Below are 26,347 nucleotides of genomic sequence, written 5' to 3' on the forward strand. Positions count from 1 at the left end.
CTGATATCGCCCACCGATCCAACCGGAATCCAAACTAGGAGAGAGACCATGAAGAAGCGCACCCTCGTCCAGGCCCTCGTCGGCGCGGCCCTGATCTCCGCCAGCGGCCTCTCGCTGGCGCAGCAGGCCCCGTTCAAGATCGGCCTGATCCTCCCCATGACCGGCCAGCAGGCCACCACCGGCCGCCAGATCGAGGCCGCCGCCAAGCTGTGGATGGCGCAGAACGGCGACACCGTCGCCGGCCGCAAGGTGCAGCTGATCGTCAAGGACGACACCAGCCTGCCCGACGTCACCCGCCGCCTGGCCCAGGAACTGATCGTCAACGACAAGGTCGACGTGATCGCCGGCATGGGCATCACCCCGTCCGCGATGGCCGTCGCGCCGCTGGCCACGCAATCCAAGACGCCGCTGGTGGTGATGGCCGCCGCCACCTCCAGCATCACCGAGGCCTCGCCGTACATCGTGCGCACCAGCTTCACGCTGCCGCAGGCCTCCGTGGCCCTGGCCGACTGGGCGCCCAAGAACGGCATCAAGCGGGTCGTGACCCTGGTGACCGACTACGGCCCGGGCATCGACGCCGAGCGCTTCTTCAAGGACCGCCTCCTGTTCAACGGCGGTACCGTCCCCGAGTCGCTGCGCGTGCCGCTGCGCAACCCGGACTTCGCCCCCTTCCTGCAGAAGGTGCGTGACATCAAGCCCGACGCCCTGTTCGTCTTCGTGCCCTCCGGCGCCGGCGCCGCGGTGATGAAGCAGTTCCTCGAGCGCGGCATGGACAAGGCCGGCATCAAGCTCATTGGCACCGGCGACGTCACCGACGACGACCAGCTGAACGACATGGGCGACGGCGCCCTGGGCGTGGTCACCTCGCACCACTACTCGGCGGCCCACCCCTCCGCCGCGAACAAGAAGTTCGTCGAGGCCTTCATGAAGGCCAACAAGAACCTGCGCCCCAACTTCATGGCCATGGGCGGCTACGACGGCATGCGCGTGATCTACGAAGCCCTCAAGAAGACCGGCGGCAAGGGCGGCGGCGACGCCCTGCTGGCCGGCATGAAGGGCCAGATCTTCGAGAGCCCGCGCGGCCCCGTCTTCATCGACGCCCAGACCCGCGACATCGTCCAGAACATCTATCTGCGCAAGGTCGAGAAGAAGGACGGCCAGCTCTGGAACATCGAGTTCGACGTGATCAAGGACGTCAAGGACCCGGGCAAGACCAAGTAAGGACGCACCCGAGCGAGTGCCGTCCGGCCCCCGCCGGACGGCACTTTTTGCAAGAGGGGGCGTTCGCCCGCCGGGCCATGCCGTCGCGGCATAGCTGGTAGATCAGGTTCTCTTTGAGGTTATCCATCCGAAATGGTTGCGCGCGCAACAAAATATGGGGTTTACCCGGAAGGTCCGGGAGCCCATGGCCCGTTCGCGGGCTGATTGTTGTTCCGTGCAAGGAGAGAACCCCATGAAGAAGCGAATCCTGATCCAGGCCCTGGCCGCCGCAGCCCTGCTGCCCGCGGCGGGCGTCGCGGTCGCCCAGCAGGCCCCGTTCAAGGTCGGCCTGGTCCTGCCCATGTCGGGCCCCTTCGCCACGCACGGCAAGCAGATCGAGGCGGCGGTGCGCCTGTACATGGCGCAGAACGGCGACGCGGTCGCCGGCCGCAAGGTGCAGGTGATCGTCAAGGACGATACCGGCATCCCCGACGTGGCCAAGCGCCTGGCGCAGGAGCTGGTGGTCAGCGAGCAGGTGGACGTGCTGGCCGGCTTCGGCCTGACCCCGCTGGCGCTGGCCTCCGCGCCGGTGGCCACGCAGTCCCGGACGCCCCTGGTGGTGATGGGCGCGGCCACGTCCAGCATCACCCAGGCCTCGCCCTACATCGTGCGCACCGGCTTCACCCTGCCGCAGGTGACCATCGGCATCGCCGACTGGGCGCCCAAGAACGGCATCAGGAAGGTCGTCACCCTGGTGACCGACTACGGCCCGGGCCTGGACGCGGAGAAGTACTTCAAGGACCGCTTCACCTTCAACGGCGGCCAGGTCGTCGAGAGCGTGCGCGTGCCCCTGCGCAACCCGGACTACGCGCCCTTCCTGCAGAAGGTGCGTGACCTCAAGCCCGACGCGCTGTTCGTCTTCGTGCCCTCGGGGGGCGGCTCGTCCCTGATGAAGCAGTTCGCCGAGCGTGGCCTGGACAAGGCCGGCATCAAGCTGATCGGCCCTGGCGACGTCACCGACGACGACATCCTCAACGCCATGGGCGACGTCGCCCTGGGCGTGGTCACCTCGCACCACTATTCCGCCGCGCACGAGTCGCCCCTGAACAAGAAGTTCGTCGAGGCCTTCGAGAAGGCCAACAAGATGCGCCCCAACTTCCACGCGGTGGGCGGTTACGACGGCATGCGCGTGATCTACGAAGCCCTGAAGAAAACCGGCGGCAAGAGCGGCGGCGACGCCCTGCTGGCCGGCATGAAGGGCCAGCTGTTCGAGAGCCCGCGCGGCCCCATCTTCATCGATGCGCAGACCCGCGAGGTCGTGCAGAACGTCTACATCCGGAAGGTTGAAAAGAAGAACGGACAACTCTTTAACATCGAGTTCGCCACGATCAAGGACGTCAAGGACCCTGCCAAGGGTTCCTGATGCCCGAGGAGGCGGCGCGCCACGGCGCGTCGCCTCGCCGCCCGCCCGCACGGCACCCCTGCGGGATTGACTGCCTGCGTCACTTTATCGATCCATGCTCACCATCCTCTTTGACGGCATCGCCTACGGCATGCTGTTGTTCATCCTGGCCCTGGGGCTGGCGGTGACGATGGGCCTGATGAACTTCATCAACCTGGCCCACGGCGCCTTCGCCATGACCGGCGGCTACATCACCGTGCTGCTGATGCAGCGCGCCGGCGTTCCCTTCCTGGCCTGCCTGCCGCTGGCCTTCCTGGGCGCGGCCTTGCTGGGCGGCATCCTCGAACGCACCCTGTACCGCCCGCTGTACAAGCGCCCGCACCTGGACCAGGTGCTGTTCACGATCGGCCTGGTCTTCATGGCCACCGCCGCGGTGGACTACTTCATCGGCTCGACGCAGCAGATCATCCAGCTGCCCGACTGGCTCAAGGGCCGCACCGAGATCGGCGAGGGCGCGCTCATGCTGGGCATGGGCCACTACCGCCTGTTCATCATCGCGGTGTGCGCGGCGCTGACCATCGGCCTGCAGTACATCCTCTCGAGCACGCGCTTCGGCAGCCGCCTGCGCGCCTCGGTCGACGACCAGCGCGTGGCCGCCGGCCTGGGCATCAACGTGAACATCGTGTTCCTCTCGACCTTCGCCTTCGGCTGCGGCCTGGCCGGCCTGGGCGGCGCACTGGGCGCGGAGGTGCTGGGCCTGGACCCGAACTTCCCGCTGAAGTTCATGTTCTATTTCCTGATCGTCTGCGCCGTCGGCGGCACCTCCTCGATCACCGGCCCGCTGCTGGCCGCGCTGCTCGTGGGCATCGCCGACGTGGCGGGCAAGTACTACATCCCCAAGCTGGGCGCCTTCATCGTCTACACCGTCATGATCGCCATCCTGATCTGGAAGCCGCAGGGCCTGTTCGTTCGCCAGGGAGGCAAGGCATGAGCGCCACCAAGACCGACAACAACAACCGCGAGCAGGCCCAGCGCTCGCTGCTGGACGCGGGCCGCATGCGCGCCTGGGAGCCGGTGCTGTGGCTGGCGATGTTCGCCGCCCCGCTGCTGTTCACGCAGCATGCCGCCATCGTCAACGAGATCGCCATCGTGGCGCTGTTCGCCATCTCGCTGGACCTGGTGCTGGGCTACACCGGCATCGTCTCGCTGGGCCATGCGGCGTTCTTCGGCTTCGGCGCCTACGCCGCGGCCCTGTTCGCCAAGCACCTCAACCCGGACCCGCTGCTGGGCCTGCTGGTCGCCACCGTGCTGACCACCGCGCTGGGCGCGGTCGCCAGCCTGACCATCCAGCGCGGCACCGACCTGACCCGCCTGATGGTGACCCTGGGCGTGGCCCTGATCCTGCTGGAGCTGGCCAACAAGCTCGACTGGCTCACCGGCGGCGCCGACGGCCTGCAGGGCGTGGTCATCGGCCCGCTCCTGGGCACCTTCGAGTTCGACCTGGCCGGCCGCACCGGCGCGCTGTACTCGCTGGCGATGCTGCTGGTGGTGTTCATCATCGCCCGCCGCCTGGTGAACTCGCCGTTCGGCGGCACGCTCAAGGCGATCCGCGACAACCGCCTGCGCGCCATGGCCATCGGCATCCCGGTGGCCCAGCGCCTGGCCGTGGTCTACACCGTGGCCGCGGCCATGGCCGGCGTTTCCGGCGCGCTGCTGGCCCAGACCACCGGCTTCGCCTCGCTGGACGTGTTCGACGTGCACCGCTCGGCCGACGTGCTGCTGATGCTGGTCATCGGCGGCACCGGCTGGCTGTGGGGCGGCGTGTTCGGCGCGATCGTGTTCAAGCTGATGTACGACGTGCTTTCGAGCATCACCCCGCAGTACTGGACGTTCTGGCTGGGCCTGTTCCTGGTGGTGCTGGTGCTGGTCGGCCGCGACCGGCTGCTGCGCCCCTGGACCTGGTTCGGCGGCAAGAAGGGAGGCGCGCAATGAGCGGCCATCACGGCGATACCCAAGAAATCGTGCTGTCGGCCCAGGGCCTGGTGAAGCGCTTCGGCGGCATCACCGCCACCGGCAACGTCAACCTCGACCTGCGCAAGGGCGCCCGCCATGCGCTGATCGGCCCCAACGGCGCCGGCAAGACCACGCTGATCAACCTGCTCACCGGCGTGCTGCCGCCCACCGAGGGCAAGATCGTCCTCAATGGCGTGGACATCACCCGCCTGGCGCCGCACGAGCGCGTGCGCCGCGGCATGGTGCGCACCTTCCAGATCAACCAGCTGTTCTCGTCGATGACCCCGCTGCAGACGCTGGCGCTGGTCATCTCGCAGCACCGCGGCCTGGGCGGGCGCTTCTGGCAGCCCCTGGGCGGCGACAAGGCCGTGACCGAACGCGCCTACGAGCTGCTGGAGCACTTCCACCTCGCGGAGGTGATGGACCAGGTGACCGAGCAGCTGGCCTACGGCAAGCGCCGCCTGCTGGAGATCGCCATCGCCTTGGCCTGCGAGCCCAAGGTGCTGCTGCTCGACGAGCCGGTGGCCGGCGTGCCGGCCGGCGAGCGCGAGGAGATCCTGGCGACCGTGGCGGCCCTGCCGTCCGATGTCTCGGTGCTCCTGATCGAACACGACATGGACCTCGTCTTCAGCTTCGCCAAGCGCATGACGGTGCTGGTCAACGGCACGGTGCTGACCGAGGGCGACCCGGAGCAGATCGCCAACGACCCGCAGGTCAAGGCGGTTTACCTGGGCCATGGAGAAGACGCGCATACGGAGGCCGCGCATGGCTGAACTTCTGAAAGTGCAGGACCTGTCCGCCGGCTATGGCGAGGCGGTGGTCCTCAATGGCGTGTCGTTCGAGCTGGAGGAGGGCCAGACGCTGGCCCTGCTCGGTCGCAACGGCACCGGCAAGACCACGCTGATGAACACCATCGCCGGCGCCACGCGCCAGCATGGCGGCAGCATCTCCCTGGGGGGCGTCGCGCTGCACAAGCTGGCGCCGCACCAGCGCGCCGCGGCCGGCATCGGCTGGGTGCCGCAGGAGCGCAACATCTTCAAGTCGCTCACCGTGCACGAGAACCTCACCGCCGTGGCCCGCCCCGGCAAGTGGACGCCCGAAGGCGTCTACCAGATGTTCCCGCGACTGGCCGAGCGCAAGGGCAACCTGGGCACGCAGCTGTCCGGCGGCGAGCAGCAGATGCTGGCCGTGGGCCGGGCCCTGGTGCTGAACCCGAAGCTGCTGCTGCTCGACGAGCCGCTGGAGGGCCTGGCGCCCATCATCGTGGAGGAACTGCTCAAGGCCATCCGCCGCATCACCCGCGAGGAGGGCCTGTCGGCCATCATCGTGGAGCAGCATCCGCAGGCCATCCTCGCCATCTCCGACAGCGCGGTCGTCCTCGACCGCGGCACCATCGTCCACCGCGGCACCGCGCGCGAGCTGCGCGAGGACCTGGCCCTGGTCGACCGGCTGCTCGGCGTGGCGCGCTGACGCCGTCCTTCCCTTGACGGGCCCTGCGGGGCCCAGGAGACCTTCCATGACGCAACGTCGCCAATTCCTGCTCCAGTCGGCCGCCCTGGCGGGCGCCGGCCTGGCCCCCCTGGGCGCCTTCGCCCAGCAGCCCGCCGGCTTCCCGAGCAAGCCGATCCGCATCGTCGTGCCCTTCGGCGCTGGCGGCGTGGCCGACCTGACCGCCCGCGCGGTGGGCCAGGCGCTGTCCGACCGCGTCGGCCAGTCGGTCGTCATCGAGAACAAGCCGGGCGCCGGCGGTGTCGGCGCCGGCGAGGCGGTCGTGCGCTCCGACGCGGACGGGCACACCCTGCTTCTCATGAGCAATGCCACCGCGGTCAGCGCCACGCTGTTCCGCAAGCTGCCGTTCGATGCGCAGAAGGACTTCGCGCCGGTGTCCCTGCTGGCCGTGTTCGACCTGGCGATCGTCGTGCCCGCGAACTCGCGCTGGCGCACCTTCGCCGACTTCCTGGCCGAGGCCAAGGCCAACCCCGGCAAGATCAACCTCGGCACCATCGCCATCGGCAGCACGCAGAACCTGGCGGCGGAGCTGTTCAAGTCCACCGCCGGCGTGGACGTGCAGGTCGTGCCGTTCAACGGTACGCCCGCGGTCATCACCGCGCTGCGCGGCGGCTCGATCGACGCCGCCGTCGAGATCCTCGGCCCGGTGCGCACCCAGATCACCGCCGGCGCATTGCGCCCGCTGGCGATCATGGGCGAGAAGCGCGAGCCCACCCTGGCCGACGTGCCCACCGTGGCCGAGGCGCGCGGCCCGCTGACCGGCTTCAACGTGGCCTCCTGGAACGCGCTGGCCGCACCTGCCGCCACGCCGCGTGACCGCATCGCCTACCTGAACCGCGAGCTGAACGCGGTCCTCACCCAGCCCGCGCTGAAGCAGAAGCTGGCGGCCCTCGAGGTGGATGCCCGCCCGAGCACGCCCGAGCAGCTCGGCCAGCTGCTCGCCAGCGAGACCAAGCGCTGGGGCGACGTGATCACCCGCGCCAACATCCCGCGCCAGTAAGCGCGCCAGCCAGCGCGCCGCGAGGCGGCGCCAAGGATCCCCCATGCGTCTCGGAGTCATCGGCTACGGCGAGGTCGGCAAGACCTTCGCCGCCGGCCTGAAAGCCCAGGTCAGTGCCGTCTCGGCCTGGGACCTGAAGTTCGGCCACGGCGCCGACCCCCGCCAGCGCGAGGCCGAGGCGGCGCACGCCGCGGCGGCCGGCGTCACCGCCCAGCCCTCGATGCAGGCCTTGTGCGAGGCCAGCGACCTGGTGATCTCCGCGGTCACCGCGTCGAACACGCTGGCGGTGGCCGGGGAGGCGGCCGCCTTCCTGCGCCCGGGCATGGTCTTCCTCGACCTGAACTCGGCCTCGCCCGGCACCAAGCAGCAGTGCGCCGCGCGCATCGACGCCACCGGCGCGCACTACGTGGAGGCCGGCGTCATGACCTCGGTGCCGCCCTACGGCATCAGGGTGCCGATGCTCCTGGGCGGCGCCCGGGCCGCCGAACTGGCGGCGCGCCTGCAGGCCTGGGGCATGGATGCCCGGCCCGTGTCCGAGCAGCTGGGCGTGGCCAGCGCCATCAAGATGTGCCGCAGCGTGATGATCAAGGGCCTGGAGGCGCTGGTCATCGAGAGCTACACCACGGCCCGCGCCTACGGCGTCGAGGACCACGTGCTGCCCACGCTGGCGGAGACCTTCCCGCAGATCGACTGGTCGGCGCAGGGCGCCTACTTCTTCAGCCGCGTCGTGCAGCACGGCAAGCGCCGCGCCGAGGAGATGCGCGAGTCGGCCAACACCGTGCGCGAGGCCGGCTTCGAGCCGGTCATGACCGCCGCCATCGCCGGCAAGCAGCAGTGGGTGGCCGACCAGGCCGCCGGCGGCGTGTTCCGCGAGGTGGCCCCGGGCGCCCGCTGGCAGGACTATGCCGACGCGCTGATCGCGGCGCGAAAGGGCTGACGACTTGCTCGCGATCCTCAGCGTCACCACGCCCATCTACCTCCTCATCGCCCTCGGTTACGTGTGCGTGCGCGCCGGCCTGTTCGCGCGGGCCGACATGCGCCTGTTCGGCAAGTACGTCATCAACCTCGCGCTGCCCGCGCTGATCTTCGGCTCGCTGGCTCAACGCCCGATCGGCGACGTGGTCAACCCGGTCTACCTGCTCGCCTATGCCGCCGGCTCGCTGGCGACGATGGCGCTGGGCGTGCTGTGGGCGCGCAAGGCCGGGGGCAAGCCGATGTCGGCCGCGGCCATCATGGGCATGGGCGTGGCCTGCCCCAACAGCGGCTTCGTCGGCCTGCCCCTGGTCACGCAGGTGTTCGGCAGCAGCATCGGCGGCCTGAACCTGGGGCTGGCGGTGATCGTCGAGAACATCGTCCTGATTCCCGCGGCCCTGGCCCTGGCCGAGAGCGACCTGGGCGAGGCCGGGGCCGGCGCCACCCGGGCGCAGCGCCTGCGCAATGCCCTGGCGCAGTCCCTGCGCGGCATGGCGCGCAACCCGATGGTCTGGGGGGTGGTCGCCGGCCTGGCGTGCTCGCTCGCCGGGCTGCAGCTGCCGGCGCCGCTGGGGCGCGCGGTCGGCCTGCTGGCCACCTCGTGCTCGGCGATCGCGCTGTTCGTGGTCGGCGGCACCCTGGTGGGCTTCGGCCTGCGCGGGGCCTGGCGCGACGTCTCGGCGATCGCGGTGGGCAAGCTGCTGGTGCACCCGCTGCTGGTGATGCTCCTGGTGATGGTGCTGCCGCCGATGCAGCGCGAGCTGCAGATGGCGCTGGTCCTCACCGCGGCGGTGCCGATGATGGGGATCTACCCGATCCTGGCCCAGCGCCATGGCCACGACGGCATGGCGGCCTCGGCCCTGCTGGGGGCGACCATCGCCTCGTTCTTCACGCTGACCGGCCTGCTCTGGCTGCTGCAGGCGCCGGTCTGAGGCGCGCTATCGCGTGACCTGAAGGCGGGGCCGGTGCGGCGTGGGGGCGGCCGCCGCGTCAGCGGCAGGCCCGCCCGATCCAGTCCGCGGCCTGCTGCAGGGCCTGGTCCGCGGCGGGCGTGGGAAAGGCCAGGAAGCCGTGGACCATGCCCTCGTACCGGCGCATCGTCACCGCGACGCCCGCGGCCTGCAGTCGCTGCGCGTAGCGTTCCGCCTCGTCACGCAGCGGGTCGTAGCCGGCCGTGAGCACCAGCGCCGGCGGCAGGCCGTCGAGGCGCTCGGCCCGCAACGGCGCGGCATAGGGGTGGGTGCGGTCGGCTTCGCGGGCCAGGTACTGCGCCCAGAACCAGCGCATGTCCGCCGCGGTCAGGTAGTAGCCCTCGGCGAACTCGCGCATCGAGCCGGTGGCCGGCTCGGGGTGGTCGGCCACCGGGTAGAACAGCACCTGCCCGCGCAGCGCCGGGCCGCCCAGGTCGCGCGCACGCAGCGCCGTCACCGCCGCCAGGTTGCCGCCGGCGCTGCCGCCCGCCACGAAGACCCGCGCCGGGTCCACGCCCAGCGCGCCGGCCCGGGCCACGGCCCACTGGAGGGCGGCCCAGGCGTCGTCGGGCGCGGCGGGGAACTTGTGCTCGGGCGAGAGCCGGTACGCCACCGACATCACCCGCACGCCCGCACGGGCGCACAGCACGCGGCAGACATGGTCGTAGTTGCCCTCGATGGTGCCAAAGACAAAGCCGCCGCCGTGGAACAGGACCACCAGGGGCAGGGCCTGCGGCGCGCCGGGCGCGTCATGCGTACCCGGCGGCGGCGCGTACAGCCGTACGCGGATCGTGCGGTCGCCGGCGTCGATGTGCCGGTCCTCCACCGCGCCCACGGGCTGGACCGGGCCGGCGCCGCCGATGCGCTCGCGCGGCTGGCGCAGCTGGGCCAGCGGCCGCTGGTGCATCGGGGGCTGGGCGTTGATCGCGGGCAGCAGGGCGGCGATCTCGGGCGCGAGCGTCATGCCGGGCCCCCGTTCACTGTTCGGCCGTGATGCCGTACTCGCGCACCAGCGCCTCCCACTTCTGCTGGTCGCTGCGGATCAGGGCCTGGAACTCGGCCCGGCTGGTCGGGGCCGGCACCATGTTCTGCGACAGCAGCAATTCGGCGAAACGGGGCGTGCGCAGGATGGCGGTCGCCTGGGCGTTCAGCTTGTCCAGCACCTTGGGGTCGGTGCGCGCCGGGGCCAGCAGGCCCCACCAGATCGCCTGGTCGTAGTCGGCCAGGCCCGGGATGCCGGACTCCGCGATGGTGGGCACGTGGGGCAGCGCCACGAAGCGCTTGCCCGAGGTGACGGCCAGCGCCCGCAGCTCGCCCGACTTGATGTGGGGTCCGGCCACCGCCGGCGTGGCGAACTGGATCTCGAACTGCTGGCTCAGCTGCGCCATCACCGCCGGGCCCGAGCCCTTGTAGGCGATGTGCACCAGCTGGATGCCGGCCAGCTTGTTGAACAGCAGGGGCGCGAGGTGGCCGGGGGTGCCCACGCCGGCGCTGCCGAAATTCAGCTTGCCCGGGTTGCGGCGGGCCAGCTCGACGAAGTCCCGCAGGGTCTGGATCGGCGAGGACTTGTGCACCACCACCACCAGCGGCGCGGTGGCCAGCACCGTGACCGGCGCGAAGTCGGTCGCCAGGTCGTAGCCGGGGTTCTTGTAGATGAAGGGGTTGATGACGTGCGAGTTGTTGGCCGCCAGCAGGGTGTAGCCGTGGGGCTGCGCCTTGGCGGTGAACTGCGCGCCGATGTTGCCGCCCGCGCCGCCGCGGTGGTCCAGCAGCACCGGCTGCTTCAGGCGTTCGCCGAGTTCGGCCGCCAGCGGCCGCATCACCACGTCGGTGCCGCCGCCCGGGGCGTAGGGGATGACGACCTGGATCGGCTGGGCCGGGTAGTCCTGCGCCTGGGCCAGCAGGGGCGCGGCGCCGGCGCACAGGATGGCGGCAGAAGTTTTAATAAATCGAAAAAACATTCGAACTCCTGAATTTTTCGGGCGGTTCGATGCTAACGCCGGCGGGCCGGCTGCGGGCCGGTTCCCGACCGATTCCCGGGGCCGCCGCAGGCGATGGGTGTCACCCCGGCGTCACCGGGCCGGGCCTCGCGTTCAGTGCTCGCCGAGGTCCATCCCCGGCCCGGCAGGGCTGCGCGGGATGACGTGGCCGGGGATGGAGGAGGACGAGGTCGACGAGGTCGCGGTGGTCGTGGAGGCCGCGGGGGGCGTGGAGGTCGTCGTCGTGGACGTGGACGTGGCCTCGGGGAGCGGCGCGGCCTCCTCGAGCCACTGCGCCCATTCGGCGCGGGTGGACGGCCGGACCAGGTCCAGGATCCTCTGGCGGGTGCGCGCCAGGTCCATGGCCAGGTTCCCGGGGCCGCCGGACGTGAGGTCGAGGTCATAGCGGCCCGCCGGGTCGATGCGGGCCACGGCCAGCGCGGCCGCGCCCTTGTGCGCCGCCGGGCGGGGGCAGTGCCTGAGGTCGGCGAGGTGGTCGCGGACCTGGTCGTCGCTGGCGGGCCTGCCCCAGGACGCCAGTGCGCCCAGGCAGCCGGCCAGCTGCCCCGGGGTCAGGGGGATACGGTCCTCCAGCAGCGCGCCCGTCATCAGCCGGGACTGGAGCAGGTCACCCGCGGTGCCGCCCGCCAGCCCCTCGACGATGGAGGCGCAGGTCTCGGGGGCGAGACGGGTGGGCGCGCCGGACGCGGCATCCACGACCGGGGCCAGCATCCCGCGCAGCAGGTCCACGCGCAGGTGGGCGGGCTGGGCCACCGCCTCGCTGGCCGTACGCAGGGCGCCGACCAGGCGGTAGGCGTGCATCGGGACCGCGTTGCGCCCGCCGCGGGCCTGGTAGATGCCGGTCGCGAAGGTGGCGAGGCGGCGCTCGTAGTCCCCGGCGCCGGTGCAGGCCGAGGCCATGCCCCGCACCAGGTCGCCCAGTGCCGCCCTCAGGCGGCCCGGTCGCACCGGCCGGTCCTGGCTCCCCGCCCAGCGGCCGGCCTCGAGGACCTCCCGCAACTCGCGGGCCTGGGCCGCGGGGCCCACGCCCACCGCCTGCAGCCGACCCGCCAGGGCCACGCCCAGGGCGAGCCGGTCGGCGCGCCGGCCCAGGTTGCGGCAGGCGTAGCGCAGGACTTCGCCGAGGGCGGCGGCGCGCTGCCCCGGGTCCTCCAGGTCCCGCTCGCCGAAGATCACTTCCATGCTCCGCCAGGCCGAGCCTTCCTGCGGCCAGTGGAAGCCGGTGCCCAGGGCGGGCGTAAGGCGTACCCCGGAGGCCGGGGCCGGGGTCGCCTCCTCGGGCAGGCTGTCCAGGTCGGCCTCGGGCTCGCGCCCGCGCTTGAACTGGCCGGAGGCCTTGCCCTCGCGCACGACCGCGACATGGCGGGCCTGCAGGGGCGCGGCGTCGCCCGCGTCCTGCGCGGGAGCGAGGGAGGTGGGGAAGGGGGGGTGGCCCGGGGCGCGCCCGAAGCGCGGGAGCGACACGCTGCGGGCCGTCCACTGGGCCGGCGTCTCGGCGGCGTCGGAGCCGGAGGTCTTGCCGTCGACGAGCAGGGGGGATGCGCCGCTCGGGTGGAGGGCGAGGGAGGGCTGGCGGGGCGGGGTCTTGTCCATGGCGGCGCTTTCGGATTGAAAAACGCCATGGGTGGGGGGGGCGGCACTCCGGTTCCCGGCTTCGGTGCGCCGTCGTCCTCGGCGGTGCCGGCCCCGCTCAGTCGGCCAGCAGCCGCAGCGCGGTCGCCCGGATCAGGTCCACCGTCGCCCGCTGCGTCAGCGTGGCCGGTCGCAGCGAGCTCACCGCCAGCGACAGCTGGCTGCGCAGCGGCGGCGTGCCGATGGGGCGCATGCTGAAGGCCTGCGGGCGCGCCGAGGTCTGCACCGCGTTGCGCGAGAGGATGGCGCTGCCGGTGCCGTCCGCCACCAGCTCGAGGATCGAGGACACGCCGTCGATCTCCAGCGCGATCGTCGGCTTCAGGCCCTGGTTGGCCATCTCGGATTCCACCAGCATCCGGATCGCGTTTGGCCGGCTGGGAATCACCAGGGGCAGCTTCGCCACGTCGCGCAGCGGCACCGGGCGCGTCGGCGCGGCGGCCTTGCCGCCGGAGCGCGCCTGCACCAGGTACAGGCTCTCGGCCACCACCGGCGTGACCTCCAGGTCGGCCGCCGCCGTGGCGTTGTACAGCAGGGCGATGTCCAGCCGGCCCGAGGCCAGGGACTCGCGCATGCCGGTGGACAGGGCCTCGGTGATGGACAGCGAGGCCTCGGGCATGTGCTCGCGGAAGGCGTGGATCAGGGGCACGGCCAGCACCTTGGCAACGGAGGGCGGCAGGCCCAGGGCGACCCGGCCGGCCAGCGCGCCGCGCACCCGGCCCAGCTCCTCGCGGGCGCGCTCCACCTGGTGGAGGATGCCGCGGCCATGTTCGAGCAGCAGCTTGCCGGCCTCGGTGGGCGTGGCGCCCCGGCCATTGCGCACCAGCAGGTTCTGGCGAAGCTCCACCTCCAGCAGGCGCACCTGGCGCGAGAGGGCGGGCTGGGCCACGTCCAGCGCGATGGCGGCGCGGGTGAAGCTGCCCATCTCGGCGACGCGCACGAAGTACTCGAGTTGCTTGAGGTCCATGTCCGGTGTCTGGCGATTTATTTATACCTTCGGTTCGATTATGCCGATCCTGTATAGCTGGTAGTGGGCGCCTCACCTTCCCCGGGCCGGCCCGCCGAACCAGAATGCGCGGATGCAACCTGAAGCGACCTCCGCCCTGCGCGGCATCTCCTCGATGGCCACCCGCCAGCTGCTCGCGGAACTGGCGCAGGCCTGGCAGGCCCGCAGCGGCCAGGCCGTCGCCATCGAGTCCGTCGGCGGCGTCGATGCCGCCAAGCGCGTGCAGGCCGGCGAGGCCTTCGACGTGGTGATCCTCGGCAGCGACGCCATCGACAAGCTCATGGCCGCCGGCTGCCTGGAGCCCGGCTCCAAGGTGGACCTGGTGCTTTCGGGCACCTCGGTGGCCGTGCCGCGCGGCGCCGCGCTGCCGGACCTCTCCAGCGAGGAGGCGGTGAAGCAGGCGGTGCTGGCCGCGCCCTCCGTGAGCTATTCCACCGGCCCCAGCGGCGTCGCCCTGGCCCGGTTGTTCGAGCGCTGGGGCATCGCCGCCCAGGTGCAGCCCAAGGTCGTCACCCCGCCGCCGGGCACGCCCGTGGGGTCGCTGGTGGCCAGGGGCGAGGTGGCCCTGGGCTTCCAGCAACTGAGCGAACTGATCCACGTCGAGGGCATCACCATCGCCGGCGCGCTGCCGCCCGCCATCGCCATCGACACCATCTTCTCGGCCGCCGCCTGCAAGGGCACGGCCCGCGGCGCCGAGGTGCGCGCCATGCTGGCCTTCATGGCCTCGCCCGAAGCGGCCGACGCCAAGCGCCGCCAGGGCATGCAACCCGTTTGAATCCAGAAAGAAAGACCCAGGAGCCCCCCATGAGCCTGATCATCGATTGCCACGGCCACTTCACCACCGCGCCCAAGGCGCTGGAAGACTGGCGCAACCAGCAGATCGCCGGCATCAAGGACCCGTCCAAGAGCCCGAAGGTCGCCGACCTGAAGATCTCCGACGACGACCTGCGCGAAGCCATCGAGACCAACCAGCTGAAGCTGATGAAGGAACGCGGCAGCGACCTCACGCTGTTCTCGCCGCGCGCCAGCTTCATGGCCCACCACATCGGCGACTTCAACGTCTCGTCCACCTGGGCCGCCATCTGCAACGAGCTGGTGTACCGCGTGAGCACGCTGTTCCCCGAGCACTTCGTCCCGGTGGCCATGCTGCCGCAGTCGCCCGGCGTGGACCCGGCCACCTGCATCCCCGAGCTGGAGAAGTGCGTCAAGGAATACGGCGCGGTCGGCATCAACCTCAACCCCGATCCCTCCGGCGGCCACTGGACCAGCCCCCCGCTGACCGACAAGCACTGGTACCCCATCTACGAAAAGATGGTGGAGTACGACCTGCCGGCCATGATTCACGTGTCCACCAGCTGCAACGCCTGCTTCCACACCACCGGCGCCCACTACCTGAACGCCGACACCACGGCCTTCATGCAGCTCATTCAGGGTGACCTGTTCAAGGACTTCCCGACGCTGAAGTTCCTGATCCCCCACGGCGGCGGCGCGGTGCCCTACCACTGGGGCCGTTTCCGCGGCCTGGCGCAGGAGATGAAGAAGCCCCTGCTGACGGACCACGTGTTGAACAACGTCTACTTCGACACCTGCGTCTACCACCAGCCCGGCATCGACCTGCTGAACACCGTGATCCCGGTGAAGAACGTGCTGTTCGCCTCCGAGATGATCGGCGCGGTGCGCGGCGTCGACCCCACCACCGGCCACTACTACGACGACACCAAGCGCTACATCGAGGCGTCGAAGATCCTCAGCGCCGAGGACAAGCACCAGATCTACGAGGCCAACACCCGCCGCGTGTTCTCCCGCCTGGACGCCCGCCTCAAGGCCGCCGGCAAGTAAACCGAACCCAAGGAATCCAAGCCATGTACGAACTCGGCGTCGTTTACCGCAACATCCAGCGCACCGACCGTGCGACCGCGGATGCCCTGGGCAAGCTGGGCTCCGCCACCGTCCACGAGGCCATGGGCCGCGTGGGCCTGCTCAAGCCCTACATGCGTCCGATCTACCCGGGCTGCCAGGTCTCCGGCACCGCCGTGACCGTGCTGCTGCACCCCGGCGACAACTGGATGATGCATGTCGTGGCGGAGCAGATCCAGCCGGGCGACATCGTCGTCGCCGCCATCACCGCCGAGTGCACCGACGGCTACTTCGGCGACCTGCTGGCCACCAGCTTCCAGGCCCGCGGCGCCCGCGCCCTGGTGATCGACGCCGGCGTGCGCGACGTCAAGACGCTTCAGGAGATGGGCTTCCCGGTGTGGAGCAAGGCGATCAGCTCCAAGGGCACCATCAAGGCCACCCTGGGCTCGGTGAACATCCCCGTGGTGTGCGCCGGCATGAGCGTCAACCCCGGCGACGTGATCGTCGCCGACGACGACGGCGTGGTCTGCGTGCCGCGCGCCCTGGCCGCCAAGACCCTCGAAGCCGCCCAGGCCCGCGAGGCCAACGAGGGCGAGAAGCGCGCCAAGCTGGCCGCCGGCGTGCTGGGCCTGGATATGTACAAGATGCGCGAGCCCCTGGAAAAGGCCGGCCTGCGCTACATCGACTGACCCCGCCGGAACCCGCCGTGACGGCCCCGACCCGACCGAGCCTGCGACCCGGCCTGCGCCTGCGCGCGCGTTCCCTGGCCCTGGCTCTGGCCCTGCCGCTGGCGCTCGGCGGCTGCGCGCACCTGGCCGCGCCCGCGGCGCCGCAGGCCGCGGCCGCCCCGGCGCCCGCCGAGGCCCGCGCCGCGCTCGCGCCCACCGGCGTGCTGCGCGTGGGCGTGTACCCCGGCAGTCCCACCTCGCTGGTCACCACCCGCTCGGGGGAGCGCGCCGGCGTGAGCCTGGAGCTGGGCACCCTGATGGCGCAGCGCCTGGGCGTGCCGGTGAAGGTGGTGGAGTTCAGCCGCGTGGCCCAGGTGGTCGAGGCCGTGCAGGCCGGCGAGGTGGACTTCACCTTCACCAACGCCACCGAGGCGCGGGCGAAGCTGGTCGACTTCACGCCGCCGCTGGTGCGCCTGGAGCTGGGCTACCTGGCGCCGGCCGGCTCGCCGATCGCCGAGGTCGGCCAGGTCGACCGCGCCGGCGTGCGCGTGGGCGTGAGCCAGGGCAGCAGCTCGCAGGGCGCGCTGCCCGGCCTGCTGAAGCAGGCGAGGGTGGTGCCCGTGCCCTCGCTGGCCGAGGCCGCCGCGCAGCTCAAGGCCGGCGGGCTGGACCTGTTCGCCACCAACAAGGGCATCCTGTTCGAGCTGGGCGACAGCCTGCCGGGCGCCCGCGTCCTCGACGGGCGCTGGGGCTTCGAGCAGCTCGCCATCGCCGTGCCCAAGGGCCGTCCCGCCGGCATGCCCTGGCTGCGCGACTTCGCGCAGCAGGTGCGCGCCCAGGGGCAGTTGCAGGCCATGGCCTCGCGCGCCGGCCTGCGCGGGCTGGCCGCCGACTGACCCCGCACGATGCCCGCCGCGCGCCCGGCGCGCGGCCACGACGACAAGGAGACTCCATGAACGCATTCCCCACCCGGCGCCGCTTCGGCCAGGCCCTGGCGGCCGCCGGCCTGCTGGCTGGCACGGCCTTCGCCCAGGCTCCGGCCTACCCGAGCAAGCCGGTGAAGGTGGTCGTCGGCTACGCCGCCGGCGGCGCCGTCGACGCGGTGGCGCGCACCATCGGCCAGAGCCTCTCGGGCAGCCTGGGCCAGCCTTTCGTGATCGAGAACAAGCCCGGCGCCGGCACCAACATCGCGGTGAAGTCGGTGATCGACGCGCCGGCCGACGGGTACACGCTGATGATGGCCGCCAACGCCCTGGCGGCGAACCCCTCGCTCTACCAGCCCGCGCCCTTCGACCCCGAGCGCGACCTCGCGCCGGTGTCGCTGGTCGGCCGCGTGCCGGTGGTGATCGCGGCCAACGCCTCGGTGCCCTACACCACGATCGCCCGCATGATCGAGGCCGCCAGGGCGAAGCCGGGCGGCATCGCCTACGCCTCGCCGGGCAACGGCTCCACGCCGCACATGGCGGTGGAACTGTTCGAGCGCGCCGCCGGCGTGAAGCTGCAGCACGTGCCGTACCGCGGCGGCTCGCCCGCCATCACCGACGTGATCGGCGGCCAGCTGCCGCTGGTGGCGGTGAACGCGCTGGAAGTGCAGCCCCATGTGCGCAGCGGCCGCCTGAAGGTGCTGGCCGTCCTCAGCCCGAACCGCACCGCCATCTTCCCCGACGCGCCCACCATCGCCGAGTCCGGCTTCCCCGGCTTCGAGGCCTCGGTCTGGTACGGCCTGGTGGCCCCGGCGGCCACGCCCAGGCCCGTCATCGCGCGCCTGCATGCCGAGGTGCAGAAGGCCCTGGCCACGCAGGAAGTGCGTGACCGCATGACCCAGGTGGGCGGCGAGGTGATCCCCGGCTCCACCGAGATGTTCGCCAGCCTGATCCGCAGCGAGCGCCAGCGCTACGAGCGCCTGGTGCGCGAGGCGCAGATCAAGCCCGATTGACCCGACGATTCATTGATCCTTTGCAGGAAGACTCCCATGAGCAAACCCACTACCGGTGATTTCACGAAGACCCCCGGCTGGCTCGACTGGTTCGAAGGCCCGAGCAAGCCCAAGTTCAAGCTGCCCGCCGGCGCGGTCGACGCGCACTGCCACGTCTTCGGCCCGGGCGCGCAGTTCCCCTACGCCCCCGAGCGCAAGTACACGCCCTGCGACGCCAGCAAGGAGCAGCTGTTCGCCCTGCGCGACCACCTGGGCTTCGCCCGCAACGTGATCGTGCAGGCCACCTGCCACGGCGCCGACAACCGCGCCCTGGTCGACGCGCTGGTGCACTCCGACGGCAAGGCCCGCGGCGTGGCCACGGTGAAGCGCTCGGTCACCGACCATGAGCTGCAGGACATGCACGCCGCCGGCGTGCGCGGCGTGCGCTTCAACTTCGTCAAGCGCCTGGTCGATTTCACGCCCAAGGACGAACTGATGGAGATCGCCGCCCGCATCGCCCCCCTGGGCTGGCATGTGGTGATCTACTTCGAAGCGGTGGACCTGCCCGAGCTGTGGGACTTCTTCACCGCCCTGCCCACCACCGTGGTGGTGGACCACATGGGCCGCCCCGACGTGAGCAAGCCCATCGACGGCCCCGAGTTCGAGCTGTTCCTGAAGTTCATGCGCCAGCACCCGAACGTCTGGAGCAAGGTCTCCTGCCCGGAGCGCCTCTCGGTGACCGGCCCGGCCGCCCTGGATGGCGAGCAGGCCGCGTACAAGGACGTCGTGCCCTTCGCCCGCAAGGTGGTCGAGGAATTCCCCGACCGCGTGCTCTGGGGCACCGACTGGCCGCACCCGAACCTGAAGAACCACATGCCCGACGACGGCCTGCTGGTGGACTTCATCCCCCACATCGCGCCCACCGAGGAACTGCAACGCAAGCTGCTGGTGGACAATCCCATGCGCCTGTACTGGAAAGACTGAGATGTCCCTCGACAAACCCTACCTGGACGTGCCCGGCACGACCATTTTCGACGCCGACCAGAGCCGCAAGGGCTACTGGCTGAACCAGTTCTGCATGTCCCTCATGAAGGCCGAGAACCGTGAGCGGTTCAAGGCCAACGAGCGCGCCTACCTCGACGAGTGGGCCATGACCGAGGACCAGAAGCTGGCCGTGCTCGCACGCGACCTGAACCGCTGCATCGCCCTGGGCGGCAACATCTACTTCCTCGCCAAGATCGGCGCCACCGACGGCAAGAGCTTCCAGCAGATGGCGGGCTCCATGACCGGCATGAGCGAAGAGGAATACCGCAACATGATGATCAAGGGTGGCCGCTCGCCCGAAGGCAACCGCTACCTTGGGGAGAAAAAATAATGGCCCGCATCACCGCCAGCGTCTACTCGTCCCACGTGCCCGCCATCGGCGCCGCGCTGGACCTGGGCAAGTCGCACGAGGACTACTGGAAGCCCGTCTTCGCGGGCTATGACTTCGTCAAGCAGTGGGAGCAGGCGCAGAAGCCCGACGTGGTCTTCCTCGTCTACAACGACCACGCCACCGCCTTCAGCCTGGACTTCATCCCCACCTTCGCGATCGGCACCGCCGACCGGTTCACGCCGGCCGACGAGGGCTGGGGCCCGCGCCCCGTGCCCATGGTCCATGGCCACCCGGAGCTGGCCTCGCACATCGCGCAGTCGGTGATCCAGCAGGACTTCGACCTCACCATCGTGAACAAGATGGACGTGGACCACGGCCTGACCGTGCCGCTGTCCCTGATGTTCGGCCAGCCCAAGGAGTGGCCCTGCAAGATCATCCCGTTCGCGGTGAACGTGGTGCAGTACCCGGTGCCCTCGGGCCGCCGCTGCCTGCAACTGGGCAAGGCGATCCGCAAGGCCGTCGAGTCCTTCGACCAGGACCTCAATGTGCAGATCTGGGGCACGGGCGGCATGAGCCACCAGCTCCAGGGCCCGCGCGCCGGCCTCATCAACCGCGAGTGGGACAACGCCTTCCTGGACCGCCTGATCGCCGACCCCGAGGGCCTGGCCGACGTGCCGCACATCGACTATGTGCGCGAGGCCGGCTCCGAGGGCATCGAGCTGGTCATGTGGCTGATCGCGCGCGGCGCGATGGGCGACCTGGCCGGCGGCAAGCCGCCCAAGACCCTGCACCGCTTCTACCATGTCCCCGCGTCGAACACCGCCGTGGGCCACCTGATCCTCGAGGAACAACAATGACCATCAAAGTAGCCCTGGCCGGCGCCGGCGCGTTCGGCATCAAGCACCTGGACGGCATCAAGAACATCGACGGCGTCGAAGTCGTCTCCCTGATCAGCCGCGACCTGGCGAAGACCCAGGAAGTCGCCGACAAGTACGGCATCAAGCACATCACCACGGACCTGAACGAGTCCCTGGCGATCAAGGAAGTCGATGCCGTCATCCTGTGCACGCCCACGCAGATGCACGCCGCCCAGTCGATCGCCTGCCTCAAGGCCGGCAAGCACGTGCAGGTGGAGATCCCGCTGGCCGACAGCCTGAAGGACGCCCAGGACGTCGTGGCGCTGCAGAAGCAAACCGGTCTGGTGGCCATGTGCGGCCACACCCGCCGCTTCAACCCCAGCCACCAGTACGTGCGCCAGCAGATCACCGCCGGCAAGTTCAACATCCAGCAGATGGACGTGCAGACGTACTTCTTCCGTCGCACCAACATGAACGCCGCCGGCCAGCCGCGCTCCTGGACCGACCACCTGCTGTGGCACCACGCCGCCCACACCGTGGACCTGTTCCAGTACCAGACCGGCAGCAAGGTGGTGAAGGCCAACGCGATCCAGGGCCCGATCCACCCGACCCTGGGCATCGCCATGGACATGAGCATCCAGCTGAAGGCCGAGAACGGCGCCATCTGCACGCTGTCGCTGTCCTTCAACAACGACGGCCCCCTGGGCACCTTCTTCCGTTACATCGGCGACAGCGCCACCTACATCGCGCGCTACGATGACCTGTTCAATGGCAAGGAGGAGAAGATCGACGTGTCCCAGGTCGACGTGTCCATGAACGGCATCGAGCTGCAGGACCGCGAGTTCTTCGCCGCCATCAAGGAAGGCCGCGAGCCCAACTCCAGCGTGGCCAAGGTCCTGCCTTGCTACGAGGTGCTGCACCAGCTGGAGCAGCAGCTGCTTTGATGCGGGCCTGCCCGTGAGATGTCGGCCCGCGGGCGCTCCTGGCGCCGCGGGCCTTTTCGTTTTGGAGACTCCATGAAGAACCGCAAGATCGGCCCGTTCGAGGTCAGCGAAATCGGCCTCGGCTGCATGAACCTGAGCCACGCCTATGGCGTGCCCCCGGGCGAGGAGCAGGGCGCGCGCGTGCTGCTGTCCGCGCTGGACCAGGGCGTGACCCTGTTCGACACCGCCGCCCTCTATGGCTTCGGCGCCAACGAGACCCTGGTCGGCAAGGTGCTCAAGCCGCACCGCAGCCGCTTCACCCTCGCCAGCAAGGGCGGCATGGCCGGCGTGGCCGGCGATGACGGCGTGACCCGCCGCGTGATCGACGGCCGTCCCGAGACGCTGCGCAGGAACTGCGAGGACAGCCTGCGCCGCCTGCAGACCGACGTGATCGACCTCTACTACCTGCACCGCTGGGACAAGAAGGTCCCCATCGAGGACAGCGTGGGCGAGATGAGCCGGCTGGTGGAGGAGGGCAAGGTGCGCACGCTGGGCCTGTCCGAGGTCTCGGCCGCCACGTTGCGCAAGGCGCACGCGGTGCACCCCATCACCGCCCTGCAGACCGAGTACTCGCTGTGGACCCGCAACCCCGAGATCGCGGTGCTCGACGCCTGCCGCGAGCTGGGCGTCGCCTTCGTCGCCTTCAGCCCGGTGGCCCGCGGCTTCCTGTGCGACACGCTGCACGACGTGGCCACGCTGGACGCCAAGGACATCCGCAAGGCCATGCCGCGCTTCACGCCGGAGAACTACGCCGCCAACCTGCGGCTGATGCCGGGTTACCGGGCGCTGGCGCAGGAGGCGGGCTGCACCCCGGCGCAGCTGGCCATCGCCTGGCTGCTGCACAAGGGCGAGGACATCATCCCGATTCCCGGCACCACGAGCCTGGACCACCTGAAGGAGGACCTCGACGCGGCCGCCGTGCGCCTGGATGCGGGCCTCATCGCCCGCCTGGAGGCCCACATCTGCGAGGCCACCGTCACCGGCAACCGCTACCCGCAGCAGGGGCGCACCGAGGTCGACACCGAGGAGTTCTGAGTCACTCCTGCGTCTCGGGCAGGCGCACCATCAGCCCCTCGAACGCGGAGACGCAGTTGACCTGGCAGGCCAGGCGGCTGTTCGGCCGGCGCTCGGCGACGACGAAGCCCAGCATTTCCTCCTCGTTGGCCGAGGGCGGCGGCAGCTCGCCCAGGCGCGCTTCGTCCACGTAGCAGTGGCAGGTGCCGCAGGTGCACGAGCCGCCGCATTCGCCGAGGATTCCCTCGACGTTGCCCTTGATCGCGCCCTGCAGCAGGCTCCAGCCGTCGGTGACGTCGACGGCGGTCTCGCGGCCGTCGGCCTCGATGTAGCGGATGGTGGTCATGGGGCAGCTCCTCAGGCGCGGGCCAGGCGCAGCACCAGCGGGCTGCGGAAGGTGGACGACGGCATCCACGACAGGGTCTCGTCGACGCGGCGGTAGGCGGGGAAGACCTTGTGGAATTCCTCGAAGGCGATCCTGCAGGCCATACGGGCGATGGAGGTGCCCAGGCAGGCATGCACGCCGCCGCCGAAGCCCAGGTGGCCGCGCGGCCTGCGGCCGATGTCGTAGCGGTCCGGGTCGGGGAAGACGCGCTCGTCGCGGTTGCCGCTGCCATAGGCGAGGCAGACGAAGTCGCCGGCCTTCATCACCTGGCCATGCAGTTCCACGTCCTTCATCAGGCGGCGGCGGAAACGCTGGGCCGAGGTGTTGAACCGCAGGCTCTCCTCGATCGCGTCCTTCAGCAGCTCCGGGTCGGCCACCACCGCGGCCTGCGCCTGCGGGTGGTCGGCGAGGTTCAGGGCGAACATCATCATGAAGCCGCCCAGCGATTCCACGCCGGCCATGATCAGCGTGGTCGTCGTGAGCAGCACCTCGCGCTCGTCGAGCCGGTCGCCGTCGATCTCGGCCAAGCTGAAGTGGCTGATCAGGTCGTTGCGCGGCGCGGCGCGGCGCATCGCGATCACCTGGGCGGCGTAGTTGCGCATCCACTCGAAGGCGGCGAGGTGCTCGGGGCCCTTGGTGCGGGTGACCGGGTCGCTCTGGACCATCAGCACCGCGTTGTCACGCACGGTCTCCTCGGGGACCAGGGCCTCGTCGCCGGTCGGCAGGCCCAGGGCCGCCATCAGCACGCGCACGGTGAACCGGGCGGAGAAGTCCTTGAAGTCGATCGTCTGCGCGCCGCTGATCTCCGCCGCCGCGGCCTGGGCGATGGCGCGCATCGGCTCGGCCAGGGCCTCGAGGTTGCGCTTCATGAAGGCATGCTGCACGAGGGCGCGCAGGCGGTCGTGGCGCGGCGGGTCGGAGCTGCCCAGGGTGGCGCCGGCGCGGCCCGGCAGCTCGGTCATGAGGTTGCCGGAGGCGGACGAATACGTCTGCCAGTCCTGCAGCGCGCTGATGATGTCTGCGTGCCGGGACAGCACCCACATGCCGGCTTCCTCGCTCCAGAAGCAGGGAAACTCGTCGCGCATGCGCTTGTAGAAGGGGAAGGGGTCCGCATCGACCTGCGGGGAGTAGGGGTCGAATCGGAAGGTACTGGTCAACATGACTGTCTCCTGTGGGGCTGGAATCCACGGCGACTTTAGGGTTGATCCACCGCAAGCGCACTGCACAAACCGGTGGGCGAAATTGCACTTTTCGTCCAGAGTCGGGGTATGTCGACGGCACGGTCCAAGGGGACGCCCCGGCTGCAGGTCCCCACGTTTGCACTTTACGGCGAGCCCCTCGCGGGGCCCGGCCAGGAGCTGCTGCATGTGGAGGCGGTGCAATCGCGCAGCCGGCTGTACCGCTGGGAGATCGATACCCATGTCCACCAGGGCCTGTACCAGGTGGTGTGGATCGCGCAGGGTGGCGCGCAGGTGGTGCTCGATGCGCAGCGCGAGGCGGTGCAGGGGCCGGCGGCCATCGTGGTGCCGCCGGGCGTGGTGCACGGCTTCCGCTTCGCGCCGGGCACCGACGGCACGGTGCTCACGCTCAGCCCGCGCTTCCTGCTGGAGGGCGACTTCCAGCCCGCGGGCGAGGCCTTCCGCGACCTGTTCTCCTCGGCCGGCGTGGTGCGCTTCGAGCCGGGCGAGGCGGCCGACCGGCTGGAGGCGCTGCTGCACGCGCTGGGCGCCGAATTCACCGCACCCGGCGCGCCGGACTCGCCAGTGGTGCAGTGGCTGGCCCGCGCCGTCACCTGGCGGCTGGCCCAGGCCCAGGTGCGCACGCCGCGCTCCGGTGACGACGCGACCTGGCGCAACCAGGCGCTGTTCACCCGCTTCACGCTGCTGGTGGAGGCGCATTTCCAGGAGCGCTGGCCGCTGGCGCGCTACGCCTCGCGGCTGGGGCTGTCCACCGCCCGCCTGAACCGGCTGGTGCGTGCCGAGGCCGGGCGCAGCGCGCTGGAGGTGGTGCACGAGCGCCTGACCCGCGAGGCCTGCCGGCGCCTGGCCTACATCGCCGCGCCGGCAGCCACGCTGGCCGCGGAGCTCGGTTTCGAGGACCCGGCCTACTTCAACCGGTTCTTCAAGCGCCGCACCGGGCTCACGCCCCAGCGCTGGCGCAAGGCCCACCAGGCCGGCGCCTGAGCGTGGTTGCGGGCACCCGCGCCGCACCTGGCCGTCGTCACGGAGGCTGCCGCAGCGCCGGCGCCACCACCGATTCCAGCTGCGCCCGCAGCCACTGGTGCGCCGGGTCCTGCTGGTGACGCGCGTGCCACAGCGCGTACATCGGCATGCGGGGGCAGGGCACCGGCGGCTCGCAGCTGGCCAGTCCCTGCATCGCGTGCGGGGCGAGCAGGCCCGGCGCGGTGGCCAGCAGGGGCGTGCCGCGCAGGAAGGCGGGCAGGGCGCTGAACTGCGGCACCATGACCGTGATGCGCCGCTGCACGCCGGCGGCCTCCAGGCGCTGGTCCAGGTCCAGCCCCCGTCGCGGCTCGTAGACCACGGTGGCATGGTCGGCGGCCAGGTAGTCCTTGCGGGACTTCGGCGGCTGGCGCACGGCGGGGTCATAGAACACGCGCCAGCGGTCCTCGAACAGGCGCTTCTGCAGGATGTCGCTGCCCTCGGGCGGGCGCGGGCTGATCACCAGCTGGCACTGGTCGTTGCGCAGCATCTCCAGCCGCGGCACGCCCGAGGGGATGACGCGCAGCGACACCCCCGGCGCCTGCGCCCGCAGGCGCGCGGCCAGGGCCGGCAGCAGCAGGTCCCGCTGGAAGTCGTTGGCGGCGATGGTGAGCGTGGCCTGCCAGCGCGCCGGCTCGAAGGCGCCGTGCAGGGCGAAGCGCTGCATCGCCCCCAGCAGCTCGCGCGCCGGCTGCGCCAGCGACTCGGCCCGCGCGGTGGCCACGATGCCGCGCCCGGATTTCACGAACAGCGCGTCCCCCGTGATCGCACGCAGGCGGTCCAGCCCGTGGCTCACCGCCGACTGCGTCACGCCCAGGCGGTGCGCCGCGCCGGTGACGCTGCCGGCCTCGAGCACGGCCAGCAGGAGTTCGAGCAGGCGGCCGTCAAGGTCCGATCCATCGATCTTGTTCATGTGTTTGATGAGAAGTCATCGGTTTATCTTTTGTATCCGCCGGCCGAGACTCCATCCCTGACCTACATCAACGGCCAGGAGACTTCATGTCCACGAAACCCGCCATTCCCGGCACCACGCTGTTCGACGGCGACCAGGCCCAGAAGGGCTATGCGCTGAACAAGATGTGCTTCTCGTTCAACGACGAAGCCAACCGCGAGGCCTTCCGCGCCGACGAGGCCGGCTACATGCGCCGCTACGGCCTGAACGAGCAGCAGGCCGCCGCCATCCGCAACCGCGACGTGCTGGGCCTGCTGGCCGCCGGCGGCAACGTCTACTACCTGGCCAAGTTCGCCGGCATCCTGAAGCTGGACGTGCAGGACCTGGGCGCGGCCCAGACCGGCATGACCAAGGAGGCCTTCAAGGCCATGCTGGTCAAGCACAACGAGCAACCCGACACCCTCGCCGCCTGAGGCGCCA

The 26,347-nt window shown here is 70.7% G+C and carries 28 protein-coding genes; 21 read left to right on the top strand and 7 right to left on the bottom strand.

The window, feature by feature from the left end; translation table 11 throughout:
• Positions 1-48: 48 nt before the first annotated feature.
• The 9 genes from ACT80S_RS11795 to ACT80S_RS11835 all read left to right on the top strand — a co-directional run bounded on the left by ACT80S_RS11795 (position 49) and on the right by ACT80S_RS11835 (position 9,028).
• A complete protein-coding gene (locus tag ACT80S_RS11795; RefSeq protein ID WP_377415929.1) occupies positions 49-1,221 on the top strand; it encodes an ABC transporter substrate-binding protein in 1,173 nt (390 codons plus the stop codon).
• 232 nt (positions 1,222-1,453) lie between these two features.
• On the top strand, positions 1,454-2,623 hold the full coding sequence (locus tag ACT80S_RS11800; RefSeq protein ID WP_377415931.1) for an ABC transporter substrate-binding protein: 1,170 nt from the start codon (positions 1,454-1,456) through the stop codon (positions 2,621-2,623).
• Positions 2,624-2,717: 94 nt separating this feature from the next.
• Positions 2,718-3,593 (top strand): branched-chain amino acid ABC transporter permease, encoded by an 876-nt coding sequence (locus ACT80S_RS11805; RefSeq protein ID WP_377415933.1) that lies wholly within the window; start codon positions 2,718-2,720, stop codon positions 3,591-3,593.
• Positions 3,590-4,594: a branched-chain amino acid ABC transporter permease gene (locus ACT80S_RS11810; protein ID WP_377415935.1), complete on the top strand. Its 1,005-nt coding sequence runs from the start codon at positions 3,590-3,592 to the stop codon at positions 4,592-4,594. Before ACT80S_RS11805 ends, ACT80S_RS11810 begins: the two co-directional genes overlap by 4 nt.
• Positions 4,591-5,388, top strand: coding sequence for an ABC transporter ATP-binding protein (locus tag ACT80S_RS11815; protein WP_377415937.1), 798 nt, complete (start codon positions 4,591-4,593; stop codon positions 5,386-5,388). The genes ACT80S_RS11810 and ACT80S_RS11815 overlap by 4 nt, the downstream gene beginning before the upstream one ends.
• Positions 5,381-6,085 carry an ABC transporter ATP-binding protein gene (locus tag ACT80S_RS11820; RefSeq protein WP_377415939.1) on the top strand — a complete coding sequence of 235 codons (705 nt, stop codon included), beginning with the start codon at positions 5,381-5,383 and terminating at the stop codon, positions 6,083-6,085. The genes ACT80S_RS11815 and ACT80S_RS11820 overlap by 8 nt, the downstream gene beginning before the upstream one ends.
• Before the next feature lie 46 nt (positions 6,086-6,131).
• Positions 6,132-7,124 carry a Bug family tripartite tricarboxylate transporter substrate binding protein gene (locus ACT80S_RS11825; protein WP_377415941.1) on the top strand — a complete coding sequence of 331 codons (993 nt, stop codon included), beginning with the start codon at positions 6,132-6,134 and terminating at the stop codon, positions 7,122-7,124.
• 43 nt (positions 7,125-7,167) lie between these two features.
• Positions 7,168-8,061, top strand: a complete 894-nt coding sequence (locus ACT80S_RS11830; protein ID WP_377415943.1) for an NAD(P)-dependent oxidoreductase — start codon at positions 7,168-7,170, stop codon at positions 8,059-8,061.
• Positions 8,062-8,065: 4 nt separating this feature from the next.
• Complete coding sequence (locus ACT80S_RS11835; protein ID WP_377415945.1) at positions 8,066-9,028, top strand: AEC family transporter; 963 nt, start codon at positions 8,066-8,068, stop codon at positions 9,026-9,028.
• 58 nt (positions 9,029-9,086) lie between these two features.
• Here ACT80S_RS11835 and ACT80S_RS11840 read toward each other — a convergent pair whose 3' ends face one another.
• From ACT80S_RS11840 to ACT80S_RS11855, 4 genes are all read right to left on the bottom strand, one after another.
• Positions 9,087-10,031, bottom strand: a complete 945-nt coding sequence (locus ACT80S_RS11840; protein ID WP_377415947.1) for an alpha/beta hydrolase — start codon at positions 10,029-10,031, stop codon at positions 9,087-9,089.
• A gap of 13 nt (positions 10,032-10,044) precedes the next feature.
• The gene (locus tag ACT80S_RS11845; RefSeq protein WP_377415949.1) at positions 10,045-11,028 is read right to left on the bottom strand and encodes a Bug family tripartite tricarboxylate transporter substrate binding protein; all 984 of its coding nucleotides are present in this window, start codon (positions 11,026-11,028) and stop codon (positions 10,045-10,047) included.
• Positions 11,029-11,160: 132 nt separating this feature from the next.
• Complete coding sequence (locus tag ACT80S_RS11850) at positions 11,161-12,660, bottom strand: hypothetical protein (protein WP_377415951.1); 1,500 nt, start codon at positions 12,658-12,660, stop codon at positions 11,161-11,163.
• A gap of 97 nt (positions 12,661-12,757) precedes the next feature.
• Positions 12,758-13,663 (bottom strand): LysR substrate-binding domain-containing protein, encoded by a 906-nt coding sequence (locus tag ACT80S_RS11855; RefSeq protein WP_377415953.1) that lies wholly within the window; start codon positions 13,661-13,663, stop codon positions 12,758-12,760.
• Between the two features lie 112 nt (positions 13,664-13,775).
• Between ACT80S_RS11855 and ACT80S_RS11860 the strand changes: the two genes are divergently transcribed.
• The 10 genes from ACT80S_RS11860 (at position 13,776) to ACT80S_RS11905 (ending at position 22,392) form a co-directional block, all read left to right on the top strand.
• Complete coding sequence (locus ACT80S_RS11860; RefSeq protein ID WP_377415955.1) at positions 13,776-14,477, top strand: substrate-binding domain-containing protein; 702 nt, start codon at positions 13,776-13,778, stop codon at positions 14,475-14,477.
• A gap of 29 nt (positions 14,478-14,506) precedes the next feature.
• Positions 14,507-15,541, top strand: coding sequence for an amidohydrolase family protein (locus tag ACT80S_RS11865; RefSeq protein ID WP_377415957.1), 1,035 nt, complete (start codon positions 14,507-14,509; stop codon positions 15,539-15,541).
• Positions 15,542-15,564: 23 nt separating this feature from the next.
• Positions 15,565-16,248 carry a 4-carboxy-4-hydroxy-2-oxoadipate aldolase/oxaloacetate decarboxylase gene (ligK, locus tag ACT80S_RS11870; RefSeq protein WP_377415959.1) on the top strand — a complete coding sequence of 228 codons (684 nt, stop codon included), beginning with the start codon at positions 15,565-15,567 and terminating at the stop codon, positions 16,246-16,248.
• A gap of 17 nt (positions 16,249-16,265) precedes the next feature.
• On the top strand, positions 16,266-17,123 hold the full coding sequence (locus ACT80S_RS11875) for a transporter substrate-binding domain-containing protein (protein WP_377415961.1): 858 nt from the start codon (positions 16,266-16,268) through the stop codon (positions 17,121-17,123).
• Positions 17,124-17,179: 56 nt separating this feature from the next.
• Entirely contained in the window at positions 17,180-18,163 is a 984-nt protein-coding gene (locus ACT80S_RS11880) for a tripartite tricarboxylate transporter substrate binding protein (protein WP_377415963.1), read from the top strand.
• Positions 18,164-18,199: 36 nt separating this feature from the next.
• A complete protein-coding gene (locus ACT80S_RS11885; RefSeq protein WP_377415965.1) occupies positions 18,200-19,126 on the top strand; it encodes an amidohydrolase family protein in 927 nt (308 codons plus the stop codon).
• A gap of 1 nt (position 19,127) precedes the next feature.
• Entirely contained in the window at positions 19,128-19,517 is a 390-nt protein-coding gene (gene ligA, locus ACT80S_RS11890; RefSeq protein WP_377415967.1) for a protocatechuate 4,5-dioxygenase subunit alpha, read from the top strand.
• Positions 19,517-20,374, top strand: coding sequence for a class III extradiol dioxygenase subunit beta (locus ACT80S_RS11895; protein WP_377415969.1), 858 nt, complete (start codon positions 19,517-19,519; stop codon positions 20,372-20,374). Before ligA ends, ACT80S_RS11895 begins: the two co-directional genes overlap by 1 nt.
• On the top strand, positions 20,371-21,318 hold the full coding sequence (locus ACT80S_RS11900; RefSeq protein ID WP_377415971.1) for a Gfo/Idh/MocA family oxidoreductase: 948 nt from the start codon (positions 20,371-20,373) through the stop codon (positions 21,316-21,318). Before ACT80S_RS11895 ends, ACT80S_RS11900 begins: the two co-directional genes overlap by 4 nt.
• Positions 21,319-21,390: 72 nt before the next feature.
• The gene (locus ACT80S_RS11905; protein WP_377415973.1) at positions 21,391-22,392 is read left to right on the top strand and encodes an aldo/keto reductase; all 1,002 of its coding nucleotides are present in this window, start codon (positions 21,391-21,393) and stop codon (positions 22,390-22,392) included.
• 1 nt (position 22,393) lies between these two features.
• Here ACT80S_RS11905 and ACT80S_RS11910 read toward each other — a convergent pair whose 3' ends face one another.
• Both ACT80S_RS11910 and ACT80S_RS11915 read right to left on the bottom strand, forming a co-directional pair.
• The gene (locus ACT80S_RS11910) at positions 22,394-22,717 is read right to left on the bottom strand and encodes a 2Fe-2S iron-sulfur cluster-binding protein (RefSeq protein ID WP_377415975.1); all 324 of its coding nucleotides are present in this window, start codon (positions 22,715-22,717) and stop codon (positions 22,394-22,396) included.
• 11 nt (positions 22,718-22,728) lie between these two features.
• Positions 22,729-23,916, bottom strand: a complete 1,188-nt coding sequence (locus ACT80S_RS11915; protein WP_377415977.1) for a cytochrome P450 — start codon at positions 23,914-23,916, stop codon at positions 22,729-22,731.
• A gap of 108 nt (positions 23,917-24,024) precedes the next feature.
• On the opposite strand from ACT80S_RS11915, the gene ACT80S_RS11920 reads away from it, so the two are divergent.
• Positions 24,025-24,939: a helix-turn-helix domain-containing protein gene (locus tag ACT80S_RS11920; protein WP_377415979.1), complete on the top strand. Its 915-nt coding sequence runs from the start codon at positions 24,025-24,027 to the stop codon at positions 24,937-24,939.
• A gap of 37 nt (positions 24,940-24,976) precedes the next feature.
• Here the strand turns inward: ACT80S_RS11920 and ACT80S_RS11925 are convergent, their stop codons facing one another.
• Entirely contained in the window at positions 24,977-25,888 is a 912-nt protein-coding gene (locus tag ACT80S_RS11925; protein WP_377415981.1) for a LysR family transcriptional regulator, read from the bottom strand.
• An 86-nt stretch (positions 25,889-25,974) separates the two neighbouring features.
• Here ACT80S_RS11925 and ACT80S_RS11930 point away from each other — a divergent pair, with 86 nt between their 5' ends.
• Positions 25,975-26,340 (top strand): protocatechuate 4,5-dioxygenase subunit alpha, encoded by a 366-nt coding sequence (locus tag ACT80S_RS11930; protein WP_377415983.1) that lies wholly within the window; start codon positions 25,975-25,977, stop codon positions 26,338-26,340.
• The last annotated feature ends 7 nt before the right edge of the window (positions 26,341-26,347 follow it).

It is taken from the genome of Ramlibacter sp. MAHUQ-53 (assembly GCF_052600055.1).